This window comes from Methylobacterium sp. WL9 (assembly GCF_008040035.1).
Taxonomy (GTDB): Bacteria; Pseudomonadota; Alphaproteobacteria; order Rhizobiales; family Beijerinckiaceae; genus Methylobacterium; species Methylobacterium thuringiense.
Genome location: NZ_VRVE01000089.1, coordinates 1 through 16,143, shown reverse-complemented (window position 1 = coordinate 16,143; position 16,143 = coordinate 1). Strand labels below are relative to the sequence as shown.

Genomic DNA, 16,143 nt, shown 5'->3' with positions numbered 1-16,143 from the left:
CACCCCGACCCCCTCCCCACAAGGAGGAGGGGACGAGCCTTAGTTGAACGACTTGGAGACGCTCTCGACCACGCTCTTGAGCTTGCCGGCGCTGTCGTCCGACAGGTCCTTCGAGTCGCGGATCGCGCCGAGGAGGTCGGCGTGCTTGGAGCGCAGGGTCTCGAGCAGCTTGTCCTCGAAGGGACGCACCTTGCTGACCGCCATCTTGTCGAGATAGCCGTTCACGCCAGCATAGATCACGGCGACCTGCTCTTCCATCTTCAGCGGGGCGAACTGCGCCTGCTTCAGGAGCTCGGTGAGGCGCGAGCCGCGGTTCAGGAGCTTCTGCGTCGAGGCGTCGAGGTCAGAGCCGAACTGCGCGAAGGCCGCCATCTCGCGGTACTGCGCGAGCTCGCCCTTGATCTTGCCGGCGACCTTTTTCATCGCCTTGGTCTGGGCCGAGGAGCCCACCCGCGAGACCGAGAGGCCGACGTTCACCGCCGGGCGGACGCCCTGGTAGAACAGGTCGGTCTCGAGGAAGATCTGGCCGTCGGTGATCGAGATCACGTTGGTGGGGATGTAGGCCGAGACGTCGTTGGCCTGGGTCTCGATGACGGGGAGCGCGGTGAGCGAACCCTTGCCGGCGGCGTCGCCCATCTTGGCGGCGCGCTCGAGCAGGCGCGAGTGGAGGTAGAACACGTCGCCGGGATAGGCCTCGCGGCCCGGCGGGCGGCGCAGCAGCAGCGACATCTGGCGGTAGGCGACGGCCTGCTTGGACAGGTCGTCGTACACGATCACGGCATGCATGCCGTTGTCGCGGAAGTACTCACCCATGGCGCAGCCGGCGAAGGGCGCGATGAACTGCATCGGGGCCGGGTCGGAGGCGGTAGCCGCGACGATGATCGAGTATTCCAGGGCGCCCTGGTCCTCGAGAACCTTCACGAACTGGGCGACGGTGGAGCGCTTCTGGCCGATGGCGACGTAGACGCAGTAGAGCTTCTGGCTCTCGTCGTCGCCCTGGTTGAGCGGCTTCTGGTTGAGGATGGTGTCGAGGGCGATCGCGGTCTTGCCGGTCTGGCGGTCGCCGATGATCAGCTCGCGCTGGCCGCGGCCGATCGGGATCAGCGCGTCGACGGCCTTGAGGCCGGTGGCCATCGGCTCGTGCACGGACTTGCGCGGGATGATGCCCGGCGCCTTGACGTCGACGCGGCGGCGCTCGGTCGACTGGATCGGGCCCTTGCCGTCGATCGGGTTGCCGAGGCCGTCGACCACGCGGCCGAGCAGGCCCTTGCCGACCGGAACGTCCACGATGGCGCCGGTGCGCTTGACGGTCTGGCCTTCCTTGATCTCGCGGTCCGAACCGAAGATCACGACGCCGACATTGTCGTTCTCGAGGTTCAGGGTCATGCCCTGCACGCCCGATTCGAACTCGACGAGCTCGCCGGCCTGGACCTTGTCGAGGCCGTAGACGCGGGCGATGCCGTCACCGACGGCGAGCACCTGCCCGACCTCGGAGACTTCGGCGGCTTCGCCGAAATTCTTGATCTGCTCTTTGAGGATCGCGGAGATCTCGGCGGGGCGGATGTCCATCGTCGGGCCTTCTTATGAGTGTCGGACGTCTGTCGCGTGTTCGGATGAGCCGTGCGGCGTGCCGGATCAGGCGGCGCGCATGGCGAGGCGGATACCGTTGAGCTTGGTCCGCAGGGATGCGTCGACCATGCGGGAGCCGATCTTGACGACGATGCCGCCGATCAGGCTCGGATCGACCTTGAGGTCGAGCTCGATCTCGGAGCCGGCGACCTCGCGCAGCGTCGCCGCGATCTCCTGGATCAGGGCGTCGGAGGGCTTTTCCGCGACGCGGACCTCGGCGCGCACGATGCCCTTCGATTCCCGCACCTTTTCGCGATACCCGCGGATCATGTCGGGGAGGGCGAAGAGGCGGCGGTTGGCGGCCGTGAGCTTGATGAAGTTAGCGGCGATGCCGTCGATGCCGGCCTTGGCCAGGATCGCCTCGATCGCGGGCCTCTGCTGCTCGGCCGTGTAGGCCGGGCTCCTCACCAGGCGGCGCAGGTCGTCGCTCTCGTTGTAGAGGGCGTCGAACTGGTCGAGATGCCGGGCGACCTCGTCGATCTGCTTCTCGTCGCGCGCCAGCTCGAACAGGGCGAGCGCGTAGCGACCTGCCACGCCGGAGACCAGGGTACCGTCGGAACCGCTCTGCGCCACCTGCCCGCTCTCTTTTGTTTCGTGCCCGCCGGTTCCGCGGTCCGTGCCGACCCCTGTCGGGGCGGCGGCTCGGTGAACCGTGAAAAATGGGAATGCGCCGGCTGTGCGGGCGGGTGACGACACCCCCCCTGCAGCGCGGGGTGGCCGTAGCATGGCACCGTCGCTCCGCGCAAGGCGACGGTTCCCCCGATTCCGACGCCCGGCGAGGGAATCGGCACAAGGGGTTAGCGGCAGCGCTCAGGCGCCCCGCAACAGGCGCAGCGGCCAGCCGACCCGCACCAGCGTCTCGTCGGGATCGGACAGCGAGAATTCGCGCATGCCCCAGGGCTTTTCCTCGACCCCGCCCGGCTCGATCGTCTCGCCGGCAAACCGCCGGGCAAGCGAATCGACGTCGGGTGCGTAGAGATAGAGCCCGAACGGATTGCGTCCCGGCACCAGCCAGCCCTCGACGGCGGCCGTGAGGTGCAGCATCGCCCCGGTCGGATGGGTCAGGATGCGGTAGCCGGCCTCGCCTGCGTCGCACGCGAAGCCGAGACGGGCGTAGAAGGCCTGGGAGGCGTCGAGGTCGTTGGAGGGCAGGATGGCGACGAGAGCCGGTTCGATGTCCATGCGCTCCTCCCATAGGCCATGAACGCAGCGAAGCACTGCGGCGGGGAGCATACCCTCTTCATCGCCGACGCGCTCCTTCCCCGGACGGGTGTAGCGTCAGCGGAAGCCGATCCGGGGCCCAGCACGACAAGCCGCGAAGCGTCGAGACGTCGGCACCGTTCGCATCGAACCGCTGACGCGGCCCTTCTTTCGCTAGATCCCGGATCGCCTTCCGCTGACGCTTCAGGCGTCCGGGAAAGGGCGGAGCAGTTCGATCACTTGCCTTCAGACCCGCTCATCGAGCCACGCGCGGGTTTCGTGGCCGGGGGGCAGGCAGCGCCGGGCGCCGCGGGCGAGGGTCGGATAGGTCACGGCCCCGCCGCGCACGAGATCGCCGATCGTCTCGATCTCGGCCTCGTCGAAGAAGGCGCGCACGTGATGCGCGTAAGGAGCCGGCACGCGCTCCGCGTTCAGCGCGGCGAGCAGCGTCGGTCCGTCGATCGGATCGCGTGCGGACGCGTTGATGTGGCGGACGGCAAGGGCCAGCGGGCGCTCCGCGGCCGGGATCGGCAATGCGGCCATAGGATCGCCTCGGGTAAAGGCGGCCGGGTCCGACAAACGATCAGATCCAGCCTTGGAGCTCCCGCCTTACCACGCTCTCGATCACCCGCATGCCGAGATCGGAATCGTTGAGGCAGGGGATGAAGGCGTAGTGCTCGCCGCCGTTCTCCTCGAAATAATGGCGGTTCTCGCCGTCGAGCTCTTCCAGCGTCTCCAGGCAGTCGGCGGTGAAGCCCGGGGCGACGATCGCCATGCGCTTCACGCCGGACTTGGCCAGGGCCATCACCGTCTCGTCGGTATAGGGCTTGAGCCATTCCTCGTTGCCGAAGCGCGACTGGAAGGTGACGCGCATCTTCTCGGTCGAGTAGCCCAGCTTCTCCCGGATCAGCCGGCCGGTCTTGAGGCACTGGCAATGGTAGGGGTCGCCCTTGAGCAGGTAGCTCTTGGGCACCCCGTGGAACGAGGTGAGGATCACCTCCGGCTCGAAGTCGAGCTTGGCCAGGCCTTCCCGAATCGAATCGGCCATCGCTTCGATGTAGACCGGGTCGTCGTGATAGGGCGGCGAGACCCGCACGGTGGGCTGCCAGCGCATCTGCATCAGCGCCTTGAAGGCCTGGTCGCAGGCGGTGGCCGAGGTCGCGGCGGCGTATTGCGGATAGAGCGGCACCAGCAGGATGCGGTCGCAGCCCTCGTCCAGCATCGCCTGGATTCGCACCGAGACCTCCGGCTTGCCGTAGCGCATGGCCCAGTCGACGAGCACCGTGTCGCCCATCGCCACCTGAAGTTTTTCCGACTGGCCGCGGGTGATGGTCTTCAGCGGGCCCTCGTCGCGCTCCTTGTTCCAGACGCTGTCGTAATCCTTGCCCTTGGGGCCGGGGCGCTTCGTCAGGATGATCAGGTTCAGGAGCGGCCACCAGATCAGGCGCGGCACCTCGATGACGCGGCGGTCCGACAGGAATTCCTTGAGATAGCGGCGCATCGGCCAATAGCTGGTGCCCTCGGGCGTCCCGAGATTCATCAGCAGCACGCCGACGCGGCCACTCTTCACCACCGGATGGTCCGGGGGCACGGTGGGGGCCACGATCTTCGACGAGACCCGGCTGTGCGGGTGCAGGGTCTTGGGCTCGACGCGTTCGTTCATCACGCTTCCGGTCACGGCAGGGCGTCTCCCCGCAGACGATCAACGCCGATATGGGGAACGCGGTCCGGTTGTCTGCAGGCTAATCTTGCGCCAAAGCGCGCAGTGTGCCGGCCTCGGGGTGTCATCGGACGATCCTCGAGCCGCCCCTGATCGTGTTTTCGCCACACGACCCGATCACACATCGCCCGAAATCGCCCCGGAGGCCAGCGCGGCATGCCGTCCCCCCACTATTTCCTGAAGCATTTCGTGCCGTTCACGGGCTACCCGTACAAGGGCGCGCCGGCCGCCTGCAACCTGTGCGGTTCGCACGAGGCGATCACCGTCGCGGAAACGGACCGGCGGCTCAAGACGCTGAAATCCATCGCCTGCGTCCAGTGCGGCCTGATCCGCACCGACCCGATGCCGACGCCGGACGAGCTCGCCGAGTACTACACCACCTCCTACCGCGCCGATTACCAGCTCGCCTTCTCCGGCGGCCCGCCGCGCCACCACCTCAACCGCTCGGCCCGCGAGGCGGTGTTCCGCGCCGACCTGCTCGCCGCCAAGCTCGTGCCCGGTGCGCGGCTGCTCGATTTCGGCTCGGGCTCCGGCGAGTTCCTGGCCGAGGCGCGCCGACGCGGCTGCGAGGCCATCGGCGTCGAGCCGGGCCGCGACTACGCGACCTACGCCCGCGAGCATCACGGGGTCGAGGTGCTGGACGAGGCGGAGAATCCGAGCCGTTTCCCCGCCGGGCATTTCGACGTCATCTCGACGCACCACGTGCTGGAGCACCTGCGCAACCCGGCCGAGGCCGTGGAGCGACTGGCCGGCTGGCTGAAGCCCAACGGAGTGCTCTACGCCGCCGTGCCGAACATGGCCGCCACCGGCAAGCCGCCGCACGAGCGCTTCCACTTCGCCCACGTGCACGGCTACGTCCGCGAGACCTTCGACCTGCTGGCCCGCCGCGCCGGCCTCGTGCCGCACACCGATTACTGGCGCGAGGACACCACGGTGGTCTACCGCAAGACCGACGCCCCCGTCGGCCGCCTCGCCAACCCGGGCCTCGCCGAACGCCTCGCCGTCGACCTCAAGCCGATGCCGGCCGGAATCTACCTCGCTTCCGGCGCCTGGATCTGGCCGGCGATCCGCCGCAACGCCAAGGCCGTGCGGGACGGGCTGGCCAAGCGCTAGGGCATCTGCGATTCGGCGGCGATGCCTCACGGACCCGTCGTCGACTCCCTCGAAGCGTTTCGCGCCAGCGGTTCGCCCTGGCTCGCGCTGCCGTTCTTTTCGGATGGGGGTGCCGAGGCCGTCGCCGAGCGGATCGACGCCCGCGTCGCCGACGGCGCGCAGATCCTGCCGCCGCCCAACGACATCTTCCGCGCGCTGACGCTCACGCCTCTCGACCGCGTGAAGGCGGTGATCCTCGGGCAGGATCCCTATCCGACGCCGGGCGACGCCAACGGCCTCGCCTTCTCCTATGTCGGCCCGCGCCGCCTGCCGGCCTCGCTCAAGGTGATCCTTGCAGAGGTCGTCGAGGCGGCGAAGGGTGAGAAGCCCGTCTTCACCAGCGGCGACCTCACACCCTGGGCCGGGCAGGGCGTGCTGCTGCTGAACGCCGCGCTGACCGTGGAGGCCGGCAAGGCCGGCGCGCATCTGCGGCTCGGCTGGTCGCGGCTGGCGGACGAGGCGGTGGCGGCTGTCTCGGCCAGGATGTCGCCCTCGGTCTTCCTGCTCTGGGGCGCCCAGGCCCGCGCACGGGAGCCGCTGATCGACACCACCCGCCACGGCGTCATCGCCTCGGGCCACCCCTCGCCGCTCAACCGCGCCCGCGACTTTCCGGGCTCGCGGCCGTTCGCGCGGGCGAACGCCTGGTTGGAGGAGCGCGGACTGGCGCCGATCGACTGGCAGCTCGAGTAGCGTTCAGCGAGTCGGCGGAATGGCCGGCTGCCGTGTGGCCGCCATCGCCGCCGCTCTGCCCGCAGCCGCGTAGAGGTCGAGCCGCGAATACAGCCCGAAGGCGGAGCCATCATCCAGAAAGCCGCCGCCCGGTCCGAGGGTCGCCGTCAGGATGGCGTTGGCCTCATCGAGCGTCAGGGACGGGAAGGCCGCCGTGAGAAGATAGCCGGCTTCGGGCGCGGTCTTGCCGACATCGATCGCCCGGTCGGCGGTGGCCGGATGGACCACCGGCAGGCCGTAGGTCTGCGTGGCGTCGTAGAAGGCGCGGTTGGCCGAGGCATCCTTGAACCGGCCGGTATCGGTCGCGGCGCAGGCGGCGATGGTGCCGCCGCAATTCGCGGTGAGGAAGGCCGTGAGATCCGTGCGCGCCGCCGCCAGGGCAGCCGGATAGTCGGCGATGCCGACGCCGTCACCCTCGCTCCGGCCCATGGCATCGATGACGGCCGGGTTCTTGCGGACCTGCCCGACATAGGCCGGATCGTTGGCCAGGAGATGCGCCACCGCGTGCAACGCCACGCTGCGCCCGCCGAGCACGTCCATGGCGTAATGCGCGCCGACCACGATGCGGTTGTTGCCGTATTCGGCCGCCCGCACGATCATCTGCTGGTAGCGCTCCGGCACCAGGATCGCGAGGAGCAGGGACTCGGTGTAGCCGTAGGTGGTGTGGCCGCTCGGATAGGACGGGCTGTCCGTCAGGTTCTGGCTCGGCCCGCGCAGCCAGTCGAGGCTGTGCGACGGATGCCCGAAATAGTCCGAGCCGCGATACGCGACGAGGATCGGGTCGGTCTGGAACGGCCGCGAATTGCCGAAGGCGTCGGCGCCGATGCTGCCGGCGAGGCGGCCATAGGCCTTGCCGAACACGTCGGTGGTGCCGCCTGTCGCGGTGAGGATCGCCGCGGCCGCCAGCGAGACCGGCTCCTTGCCGTCGGTGGTGGCGTTGGCGAAGAAGTATTTGCCGGCGTTCGAATCCGACTTGGCGACGTTGTTGGTGTAGCCGATCAGGTCGGCCAGGGCCTTCGAAACGCTCGAAAAGTCCTTGTAGGTCTCGTAGCGGGCCTTGGCCTGGTAGGCGCCGCCGAGGCTCGTCCCCAACCCGTCGGCGAGTTCCGTGGCGTTGCCGTCGGTGATGAAGGCGTCGCGCAGGGCGAGTTGCCGCTGCTCGGCGAAGGGCAGGAGGGTCGGCTGCCCGAGTGCGCCGGTCTGGATGCCGCCGGTCACGCTCAGGTTCGCGTCGAGCGCCGCCTGACCTTCGGGCGTCTTCAGGAGAAGGCCGACCGGGGCGAGCCCCTTCAGGGCGGTGATGTTCGCCGCCGACTGCGCCTCTACGCGCAGCGGGACCAGGGCCGTCAGGAGCGCGAGCCCGATTGCCGTGCGGTGGCCCATGGAACTCTCCCGTCGTGGTGCCGGCCACAGCGAGGCGGCCGATTCACCGCCCTGCTCTCACCGCATGCGGTGAAAGAGATATGACAGGAGCGCCGGAATTCGAAACCGGCGGTGCACTTCGCCGGGGGCTCGCGATCTTCGGCTGATCCTATTGCCCTCTCGTGCGTTGAACACGCCGAAGAGCGACATCACCCGAGGGTATCCCAATGAACCACGACGCACTGAAACGCGAGACTGACGCCGCCCTGGCAGCGGAAGCGCGGGCGCATCGGCCCTCGCTGCGCTCGGACGGATCCGTCAGCGACGGGGTCCGGCACGAACAAGCCCGCGTCTTCCGCATGAACGGCGGCATCGAAAAGGTCGGCGATCGCGCCGGCCAGACCCGCTCGGTCGGCTTGCGCCAGGGCTGAGGTTTTCGGCAGCCCGCCGACACTTCGGCAAAAGTCTGCGTTGAACAGGTGGCGGCGGCAAGCCGCCGCCTACCCCGCCGTCAGCGCCGCGACGATCGCCTCCAAAGCCGCGTCGGCCCCGGCCCCGTTCGGACCACCGGCCTGAGCCATGTCGCGGCGGCCGCCGCCGCCCTTGCCGCCGAGATGGCCGGCACCGGCGCGGACGAGGCCGACGGCGTCGTAGCGTTCGGCAAGATCCTCGGTGACGCCCACGACCAGCCCGGCCTTGCCGTCGGCCGCGACGCCGACGATGGCGACGATGCCGGAGCCGAGCCGGGTCTTGCCCTCGTCGGCGAGGCTCTTGAGATCGCGCATCTCGACGCCCTCGACTACACGCGCCATCAGCTTTACGCCGGAAATCTCGCGGGTGCCGTCGTCGCTGCCGCCAGCCGTCCCTCCACCGCCGCTCATCGCGAGCTTCTTGCGGGTGTCGGTGAGTTCGCGCTCCAGGCGGCGGCGGTCCTCGACGAGGGCGGCGATGCGGTCGGTGACGTCGGCGACGGGCGCCTTGAGCAGGCCGGCGAGCTGGCTCAGCGTCCGGCTCTCGTCGGCACGGTGCCGCCGGGCGCCGTGTCCGGTCATCGCCTCGATGCGGCGGACGCCCGCGCCGACAGCGCTCTCGCCGAGCACGGTGATCTGGCCGATATCGCCGGTGCGGCCGACATGCGTGCCGCCGCAGAGCTCGATCGAGAAGTCGGCGAGGCGGCCGCCCTCGACCTCCGTGCCTGCGTCGTCGACCGGCTTGCCCATGGAGACGACGCGAACCTCGTCGCCGTATTTCTCGCCGAACAGAGCGCGCGCGCCGGATTCGATCGCCTCGTCCACCGCCATCAGCCGGGTGACGACGCTCTGGTTCTGGAGGAGCACCGCGTTGGCGATCTCCTCGACCTTGCGAAGCTCGTCGGCCTCGATGGGCTTGGGGTGGCTGATGTCGAAGCGCAGGCGGTCGGGCGAGACCAGTGAGCCCTTCTGCGCAACGTGGTCGCCGAGCACCTGGCGCAGGGCCTCGTGCAGCAGGTGGGTCGCCGAATGGTTGGCGCGGATCGCCGAACGGCGGCCGTGATCGACCTTCAGCTCAACCGCAGCGCCGAGGGCGAGCGTGCCGTCCACGACCTCGACATGGTGCACGAACAGGTCGCCGAGTTTTTTCTCTGTCGCCCTCACCCTGGCGCTCAGACCGGTGCCGGTGAGCGTGCCGGTGTCGCCGACCTGACCGCCGGATTCGCCATAGAACGGCGTCTGGTTGAGCACCGCGAGCCCGCTCTCGCCGGCCGACAAAGTCTCGACCTCGGCGCCGTCGCGCAGCAGCGCGCCGACGACGGCCTCGGCCTGCTCGCTGTCGTAGCCCAAAAATTCGGTGGCGCCGGTGCGCTCGCGGACGGCGTACCAGACCGTCTCGGTCGCCGCCTCGCCCGAGCCCTGCCACGCGGCGCGGGCCGCCTGCTTCTGGCGCAGCATCGCCGCGTCGAAGGTGGCCGTGTCCACGCCGATGCCGCGGGCCTTCAGGGCGTCCTGCGTCAGGTCGAGGGGAAAGCCGTAGGTGTCGTAGAGGGTGAAGGCGGTCTCGCCGGAGAGGTTCTGGCCGGAGCGGAGATCGCGCGTCTCGGTGTCGAGGATGGTCAGACCGCGCTCCAGCGTGCGGCGGAAGCGGGTCTCCTCCAGCCGCAACGTCTCGGAGATCAGCGGCTCGGCCCGGATCAGCTCCGAGAAGGCCTGGCCCATCTCGCGGACCAGCGTCGGCACAAGGCGGAACATCGTCGGCTCGCGGGCGCCCAGCAATTCGAGGTGCCGCATGGCGCGGCGCATGATCCGGCGCAGCACGTAGCCGCGGCCCTCGTTCGAGGGCAGCACGCCGTCGGCGATCAGGAACGAGACCGAGCGCAGGTGGTCGGCGACCACCTTGTAGGAGGCGACGGTGGCCGGCTCCGGCGGCTTACCCACCACGTGGGCGACCGCGTCGATCAGTGCGCGAAAGAGGTCGGTCTCGTAGATGTTCGGCACGCCCTGGAGGATCGCGGCCATGCGCTCGAGGCCCATGCCGGTATCGATCGAGGGCCGCGGCAGGTCGCGACGGTCGCCCGGCGCGATCTGGTCGTACTGCATGAAGACGAGGTTCCAGAACTCGAGGAACCGGTCGCCGTCCTCGTCCGGGGAGCCGGGCGGGCCGCCCGCGAAGCTCTCGCCCCGGTCGATGAAGATCTCCGAGCAGGGGCCGCAGGGGCCGGTATCGCCCATCTGCCAGAAATTGTCGGACGTCCCGATCCGGATGATTTTCTGGTCCGAGAAACCTGCAATCTTCTTCCAGAGCGATGCCGCCTCGTCGTCGTCCGCATAGACGGTGACGAGCAGGTTGTCGGGCTTCAGCCCGAACTCCTTGGTGATCAGCGTCCAGGCCAGTTCGATCGCCTGCGGCTTGAAATAGTCGCCGAAGGAGAAGTTGCCGAGCATCTCGAAGAAGGTCAGGTGGCGCGCGGTGTAGCCGACATTGTCGAGGTCGTTGTGCTTGCCGCCCGCCCGCACGCACTTCTGCGACGAGGTCGCCTTCACGTACGGGCGCTTCTCGACACCCGTGAAGACGTTTTTGAACTGCACCATGCCGGCATTGGTGAACATCAGCGTCGGGTCGTTCTTCGGCACCAGCGAAGACGACGGCACGGCCGTGTGGCCGGCCTTCGAAAAATAGTCGAGGAAGGTCGACCGGATCTCGTTGACGCCGCTCATCGTGGATCGCTCGGGGGTCTGGAATCGCGTCCTGGGTCGGCCGAGCGCGCGTCACGCCCCGGCCATGCTCGCGTCCTCATAAGGAGGCGCGGACCCCGAGTCACGAGTGGTGTGCGGCTGGGGCTGCTTGTCGCCGGTGGCGGGCGCGTCTACCCCGCCGGGGCATGATGCGGTGAGGCGGGATCCGGGGGACCGGAACCGCCAGGCGCCGTCGACGACCTGAACCTCGCGTGGTTTCACGTGAAACCACGGCCTGCCCAGCCGCGCATAGAGGGCGAGATCGGACCGAATGCCTGCGGAAGCGACGTCAGCCGCCCCGGTGCCCCTCGGTTCCGGCCTCAGCTCGGAGGTATTCCTGCACGGCGCCGACCGGGTGCTGAAGCTCTACCGCGAACCGTCGGAGCCGGCCGCGATCGAGAACGAGTTCCGCGCGAGCGCGCTGGCTCACGAGCGCGGCCTGCCCGTGCCGCGGCCGATCGCGCTGCTGAAGCGGGACGGGCGCACCGGCATCCTGTTCGAGCGCCTGCACGGCCCGACCATGCTGCGCCGCTACGCGAAAAATCCCCTCGGCATGATGCTGGCGCTGCGCCGGCTCGCCGCGATCCAGCACGCGATCCACGCCCTGCCCGCCCCCGACCTGCCGGCGCAAACCGACCGCATCGCCCACGACATCGGCTGGGCCCGGGTCCCGGAGGCGACGCGGGACGCGGCTTTGGCCGTGCTCGATCGTCTGCCGCGGGGCGACGCGTTCTGCCACAACGACATCCACCCCGGGAACGTGCTGTGCACCCCCGGCGGCCTCGCCATCATCGACTGGCAGAAGGCCGGCACCGGATGCCCGGCCGCCGACGTCGCCCGCACCGAGCTGATGATCCGCTACGGCCGCCTCCCGAAAGCCGGCGAGGGCAACGCCGACCGGATCCGGGGCATCGCCGCCGACTGGTACGTCCGCTGCTACCGCCGGCTCGGCGGCGTCAGCCGCGCCGAGATCCGCGCCTGGCACCTGCCGCTGATGGTCGCCCGGCTCTGCGCGCGGCGCACCGACAAGGACGCGCAGATCCTGGGCGTGGTCGACCGGCTGCTGAGCGCGCGGCAGGGCGCCTGAACCTCGCGTCCGGCCTCACACCTTCGGGCGAGCCGCCAGGATGTCGCGGATCTCCGCGAGGATCCTCACGTCGGCCGGCACCTCGGCGACGGGCTCGGGCTTGGCCTCTTCCCGGGTCTTCAGCTTGTTCACGGCGCGGATCACCATGAACAGCACGAAGGCGACGATGGCGAAGTTGACGGCCAGCGTCAGGAACTGGCCGTAGCCAACCACGGCGCCGAGCTTCTTGGCGTCGGCGTAGGCGAGGCCGGGCGTCACCTTCGAGGACAGGGCGAGATAGTAGTTCGAGAAGTCGAGGCCGCCGGTCACCGCGCCGATCACCGGCATGATCACGTCCTGGACCAGCGAGGTCACGATGGCGCCGAAGGCCGCGCCGATGATCACGCCGACGGCGAGATCGACGACGTTGCCGCGCAGGGCGAACTTCTTGAATTCTTCCAACATTCGTCGTCTCCTCGAATTTCGGGCGCGCTCCACCGAAGTGGATACCGGTTCGGCGTAACAGCGTGGCCACGCTATTGCAGGATACGGGCCTGCCAAGGCGGCTGCCGGGACTGTCCACGGCCGATTGCCCGGTTTTCAACCGCCGGACCCGGCCCTCGTGCATGTGGAGGCGCAATGTCGGACTGGAACGCGTCCCAGTATTTGCGCTTTGCCACCGAGCGCACCCGGCCGGCGGCCGATCTGCTGGCCCGCGTGCCGCTCGACCGAGCCTCCGACATCCTCGATCTCGGCTGCGGCCCCGGCAACGGCACGGCGCTGCTGGCCGCGCGGTTTCCCAAGGCCCGGATCCTCGGAGTCGACAGCGCGCCCGACATGCTGGCCCAGGCCCGCCGGGCGCTCCCCCGCATCAGCTTCGTCCAGGCAGATCTGCGCGATCTCGCGCCGCATGATCCGCAGGACCTGATCTTCGCGAACGCCGTGCTGCAATGGCTGCCCGACCACGCGACCCTGATCCCGCGCCTCGCCCGCCTGCTGAAACCCGACGGCTGCCTCGCGTTCCAGGTGCCGGACAACCTCGACGAGCCCTCGCACGCCCTGATGCGCGCGGTCGCGGCCGACGGCCCGTGGAGCGCCCTGATCGGGGATGCCGGGGCATCGCGTAGCCGGATCCCGCCGGCCGGCGACTACTACGACTGGCTGCGGGCGGCGGATTGCAGCGTCGACATCTGGGCGACGACCTATGTCCACCCTCTGCCCGACGCCGCCGCGATCGTGACCTGGCTGCAGGCGACGGGGCTGCGGCCCTTCCTGGCGCCGCTGGACCACGACATGCGCGTCGCGTTCCTCGCAGCCTACGCGGCGGCGCTGGAGAGCGCCTATCCGCGCCGAGGCGACGGGCGGGTGCTGCTGCGCTTCCCGCGGCTGTTCGTCGTCGCGCGGCGCGCCTGAGGCTCAGGCTGCCGTCTCGTGCGCCTCGTCAGGCGCCGGCAGGGCGGGCTCCTGCTTCTGCCGCCGGCGATATTGCACCGCGCCGACGGGCAGGGCGGCGAGGTAGGCGACGGCGAGGGTTACCATCGTCTCGAAGGGGAAGCTGATCACGAGGCCGAAGACGACGACGATCACCAGGAAGATCGGCAGCACGAATTCGCGCGGCACCCGCTTGCCCCAGGTCTTGCCGGAGAAGGTCGGGACGGTGGAGACGACGAGCAGCGCGATGCCGAGGACGTAGGCGAGCACCAGCGGTGCGGCCCAGCTCTCGAAGGTCAGGCCGAGGAAGTGCAGGTAGAGCGGCAGCATCGCCGTCAGCGCGCCGGCCGGCGCCGGCATGCCGACGAAGAAGTCCTTCTTCCATTCGGGCCGGCTCGGGTCGTCGAGCATGGCGTTGAAGCGCGCCAGCCTGAGCGCCATGGCGATGGCGAAGACCAGCGCCACGATCCAGCCGACCGAGCGCAGGGGATTGAGGGCGAAGCCGTAGAGGATCAGCGCCGGGGCGCAGCCGAAATTGACGAAGTCGGCCAGCGAATCGAGTTCGGCCCCGAAGCGCGAGGTGCCCTTGAGCAGCCGCGCCACCCGCCCGTCGATGCCGTCGAGCACGGCGGCCACCACCACCGCGATCACCGCCGGCTCGAACTTGCCCTCGAAGGCGAGCCGGATCGCGGTCAGCCCGAGGCAGAGCGCGAGCAGGGTGATCATGTTCGGCGCGATCATCCGGAACGGCACCGGCCGGAAGCGGCGGCGGCGCGGCTCGTTCGCGTCGGGCTCGAAGGGCGGAAACAGATCGTCCATTCAGGGCCTGTTTTTCGCGCGAGGTGGAGGCGGGAGCGAGCGCTCAGATACGGCGGAATGCCCGCTCGGGGCCACCCCCGAGATCGGCGAGCACGGTCTCGCCGGCCACCGACTTCTGGCCCAAGCCGACGAGGACCCGCGCCGTCGTCGGCAGGTAGACGTCGACCCGCGAGCCGAAGCGGATCAGGCCGAATCGCTCGCCGGTCTGCAGCGTGTCCCCCGCCGAGACGAAGCCGACGATGCGCCGCGCCACGAGGCCGGCGATCTGCACCACGCCGACGCGGAGCGGCAGGCCCTTGTGAGTGGTCTCGATGACGAGGCCGTTGCGCTCGTTGTCGTCGCTGGCCTTGTCGAGTTCGGCGTTGAGGAACAAGCCCGGCGTGTAGTGGATCTGGCCGATCTTACCCGCCACCGGCACCCGGTTCACGTGGCAGTCGAACACGTTCATGAACACCGAGATCCGCAGCATCGGCTCGTGCGAGAGGTCGAGCTCGGGCGGCGGCAGCACGGTGGAGATCAAGTTCACGCGCCCGTCCGCCGGGGCGATCACGAGGCCGTCCACCGTCGGCACCACCCGCTCCGGATCGCGGAAGAAATAGCAAACCCACAGCGTCAGGATCAGGAAGATCCAGAAGAAGGCCTGGGCGAAGTAGCCGAGCAGCACGGTGAGCACGATGCCGATCAGGATGAAGGGATAGCCCTCCTTGTGGATCGGCACGAGGCTCCGGCGGATCGTCTCGAAGAGGTCGGTCATGGGGCCCTGACATGGTCTCGCGGCGAGCGCCGCGATGGCAGGCACCCGGGCGAACGTCAACCGTGGGGCATTTTCGATGGTGTCAGCCGTGAAGCCTCGACCCGGCTCTGGACAGCATCCGGCTGTTGCCGCGTTCCGCTTCACGCGTCAGGATCGCGCCTCGACGTCCGGCGAGAACGCGCAATGTCCTGGCACCTGCACTGGCTTGAAGCGTCCGGCGATCTGCGCCCCTGGCGCGATACGATCACCGCTGAGGTTGAGATCGCCCGGAAGGCCGTCGCGGGCGTGCTGCCCGTGCCCCCGCTCGATATCCTCATCGAGCGTCTCACCGGTGCGACGATCCCCGAAACCGGCACGACGGGGCGCGCCTACCGGCCGGGGCTGTTCGCGCTCACGCTCGATCCGGACAACACCAACTTCGCGGGATCTCTGAGGAACGGCGACCTTCGCCGGACGGTGGCGCACGAGGCGCACCATTGCCTGCGCATGGCCGGGCCCGGCTACGGCTGGACCCTTGGCGAGGCGCTGGTCAGCGAGGGGTTGGCGGGACGGTTCGTGAGCCATCTGTTCGGCACGCCGCCCGAGCCCTGGGAATGCGCCGTAACCGACGCGGTGCTCGAGGCCAACCGTCCCGACAACGCCACGCTCGTGGCGAACGGCCACGATCACGGTGCTTGGTTCTTCGGGGCAGGCGGGCGCTATCCTCGTTGGCTCGGCTATACGCTCGGCTACCGGATCGTCGGCGATTGGCTGATGGCGAATCCGGGCGTCGACGGCCGCGCCTGGGTCGATGTCGCGGCGCACGACGTGCTCAGGGCAGCCCGCGGCCGTACGCTGTCCGCCGGCTGATCAGGGCGCGTTGCCGAGTTCCGTCCTGGCGCGGCCGATGGCGTCCATGCAGGCCTTGGCGTCGCCCTTGCCGTCGGCGGTGCGCGCCTCGTCGAGGGCGACCTTGGCGGCCTGCGCCTTGTCGGCGCCCTTGCCGGCGTCGGCCGACTTGTCCGGGGGCGTGTTCGAGGCTTCGCCCGATGCCCCGGTCTTGCCCTGGCCGCCGCGCGCCGCCGCGTCGGCC

The 16,143-nt window shown here is 69.4% G+C and carries 16 protein-coding genes and 1 pseudogene; 6 read left to right on the top strand and 11 right to left on the bottom strand.

Annotated elements, in window-relative coordinates:
* Positions 1-39: 39 nt before the first annotated feature.
* The 5 genes from atpA to hemH form a co-directional block, all read right to left on the bottom strand.
* The gene (gene atpA / locus FV217_RS19065) at positions 40-1,569 is read right to left on the bottom strand and encodes a F0F1 ATP synthase subunit alpha (RefSeq protein ID WP_147818867.1); all 1,530 of its coding nucleotides are present in this window, start codon (positions 1,567-1,569) and stop codon (positions 40-42) included.
* A 66-nt stretch (positions 1,570-1,635) separates the two neighbouring features.
* Positions 1,636-2,202, bottom strand: a complete 567-nt coding sequence (locus FV217_RS19060; protein ID WP_147818865.1) for a F0F1 ATP synthase subunit delta — start codon at positions 2,200-2,202, stop codon at positions 1,636-1,638.
* Between the two features lie 237 nt (positions 2,203-2,439).
* Positions 2,440-2,811, bottom strand: coding sequence for a glyoxalase (locus tag FV217_RS19055; protein WP_147818863.1), 372 nt, complete (start codon positions 2,809-2,811; stop codon positions 2,440-2,442).
* A gap of 264 nt (positions 2,812-3,075) precedes the next feature.
* Positions 3,076-3,372, bottom strand: coding sequence for a hypothetical protein (locus tag FV217_RS19050; RefSeq protein ID WP_147818861.1), 297 nt, complete (start codon positions 3,370-3,372; stop codon positions 3,076-3,078).
* 40 nt (positions 3,373-3,412) lie between these two features.
* Positions 3,413-4,492 (bottom strand): ferrochelatase, encoded by a 1,080-nt coding sequence (gene hemH, locus FV217_RS19045; protein ID WP_147818859.1) that lies wholly within the window; start codon positions 4,490-4,492, stop codon positions 3,413-3,415.
* A gap of 213 nt (positions 4,493-4,705) precedes the next feature.
* Between hemH and FV217_RS19040 the strand changes: the two genes are divergently transcribed.
* Together FV217_RS19040 and FV217_RS19035 are read left to right on the top strand one after the other, a co-directional pair.
* The gene (locus FV217_RS19040; protein ID WP_147818857.1) at positions 4,706-5,662 is read left to right on the top strand and encodes a class I SAM-dependent methyltransferase; all 957 of its coding nucleotides are present in this window, start codon (positions 4,706-4,708) and stop codon (positions 5,660-5,662) included.
* A 21-nt stretch (positions 5,663-5,683) separates the two neighbouring features.
* Positions 5,684-6,391, top strand: coding sequence for a uracil-DNA glycosylase (locus FV217_RS19035; protein ID WP_147818855.1), 708 nt, complete (start codon positions 5,684-5,686; stop codon positions 6,389-6,391).
* A gap of 3 nt (positions 6,392-6,394) precedes the next feature.
* On the opposite strand, the gene FV217_RS19030 is transcribed toward FV217_RS19035, so the two are convergent.
* Positions 6,395-7,813 carry a phosphatase PAP2 family protein gene (locus FV217_RS19030; protein WP_147818854.1) on the bottom strand — a complete coding sequence of 473 codons (1,419 nt, stop codon included), beginning with the start codon at positions 7,811-7,813 and terminating at the stop codon, positions 6,395-6,397.
* Between the two features lie 206 nt (positions 7,814-8,019).
* Here FV217_RS19030 and FV217_RS19025 point away from each other — a divergent pair, with 206 nt between their 5' ends.
* Positions 8,020-8,223: a hypothetical protein gene (locus FV217_RS19025; protein ID WP_147818852.1), complete on the top strand. Its 204-nt coding sequence runs from the start codon at positions 8,020-8,022 to the stop codon at positions 8,221-8,223.
* 69 nt (positions 8,224-8,292) lie between these two features.
* Here the strand turns inward: FV217_RS19025 and alaS are convergent, their stop codons facing one another.
* Complete coding sequence (gene alaS / locus FV217_RS19020; RefSeq protein ID WP_147818850.1) at positions 8,293-10,983, bottom strand: alanine--tRNA ligase; 2,691 nt, start codon at positions 10,981-10,983, stop codon at positions 8,293-8,295.
* Positions 10,984-11,302: 319 nt separating this feature from the next.
* Between alaS and FV217_RS19015 the strand changes: the two genes are divergently transcribed.
* Positions 11,303-12,088, top strand: coding sequence for an aminoglycoside phosphotransferase family protein (locus FV217_RS19015; protein ID WP_187272634.1), 786 nt, complete (start codon positions 11,303-11,305; stop codon positions 12,086-12,088).
* A gap of 15 nt (positions 12,089-12,103) precedes the next feature.
* Here FV217_RS19015 and mscL read toward each other — a convergent pair whose 3' ends face one another.
* Positions 12,104-12,532, bottom strand: a complete 429-nt coding sequence (mscL, locus tag FV217_RS19010; protein ID WP_147818846.1) for a large conductance mechanosensitive channel protein MscL — start codon at positions 12,530-12,532, stop codon at positions 12,104-12,106.
* 174 nt (positions 12,533-12,706) lie between these two features.
* Here mscL and tam point away from each other — a divergent pair, with 174 nt between their 5' ends.
* Positions 12,707-13,480 carry a trans-aconitate 2-methyltransferase gene (tam, locus tag FV217_RS19005; RefSeq protein WP_147818844.1) on the top strand — a complete coding sequence of 258 codons (774 nt, stop codon included), beginning with the start codon at positions 12,707-12,709 and terminating at the stop codon, positions 13,478-13,480.
* A 3-nt stretch (positions 13,481-13,483) separates the two neighbouring features.
* On the opposite strand, the gene FV217_RS19000 is transcribed toward tam, so the two are convergent.
* Together FV217_RS19000 and FV217_RS18995 are read right to left on the bottom strand one after the other, a co-directional pair.
* On the bottom strand, positions 13,484-14,317 hold the full coding sequence (locus FV217_RS19000; protein ID WP_147818842.1) for a phosphatidylcholine/phosphatidylserine synthase: 834 nt from the start codon (positions 14,315-14,317) through the stop codon (positions 13,484-13,486).
* A 43-nt stretch (positions 14,318-14,360) separates the two neighbouring features.
* Positions 14,361-15,071 carry a phosphatidylserine decarboxylase gene (locus FV217_RS18995; protein WP_147818840.1) on the bottom strand — a complete coding sequence of 237 codons (711 nt, stop codon included), beginning with the start codon at positions 15,069-15,071 and terminating at the stop codon, positions 14,361-14,363.
* 183 nt (positions 15,072-15,254) lie between these two features.
* On the opposite strand from FV217_RS18995, the gene FV217_RS18990 reads away from it, so the two are divergent.
* On the top strand, positions 15,255-15,920 hold the full coding sequence (locus tag FV217_RS18990) for a DUF2268 domain-containing putative Zn-dependent protease (RefSeq protein ID WP_147818838.1): 666 nt from the start codon (positions 15,255-15,257) through the stop codon (positions 15,918-15,920).
* Here the strand turns inward: FV217_RS18990 and FV217_RS23025 are convergent.
* Positions 15,921-16,143: pseudogene (locus FV217_RS23025) on the bottom strand (hypothetical protein); the annotation flags it as partial.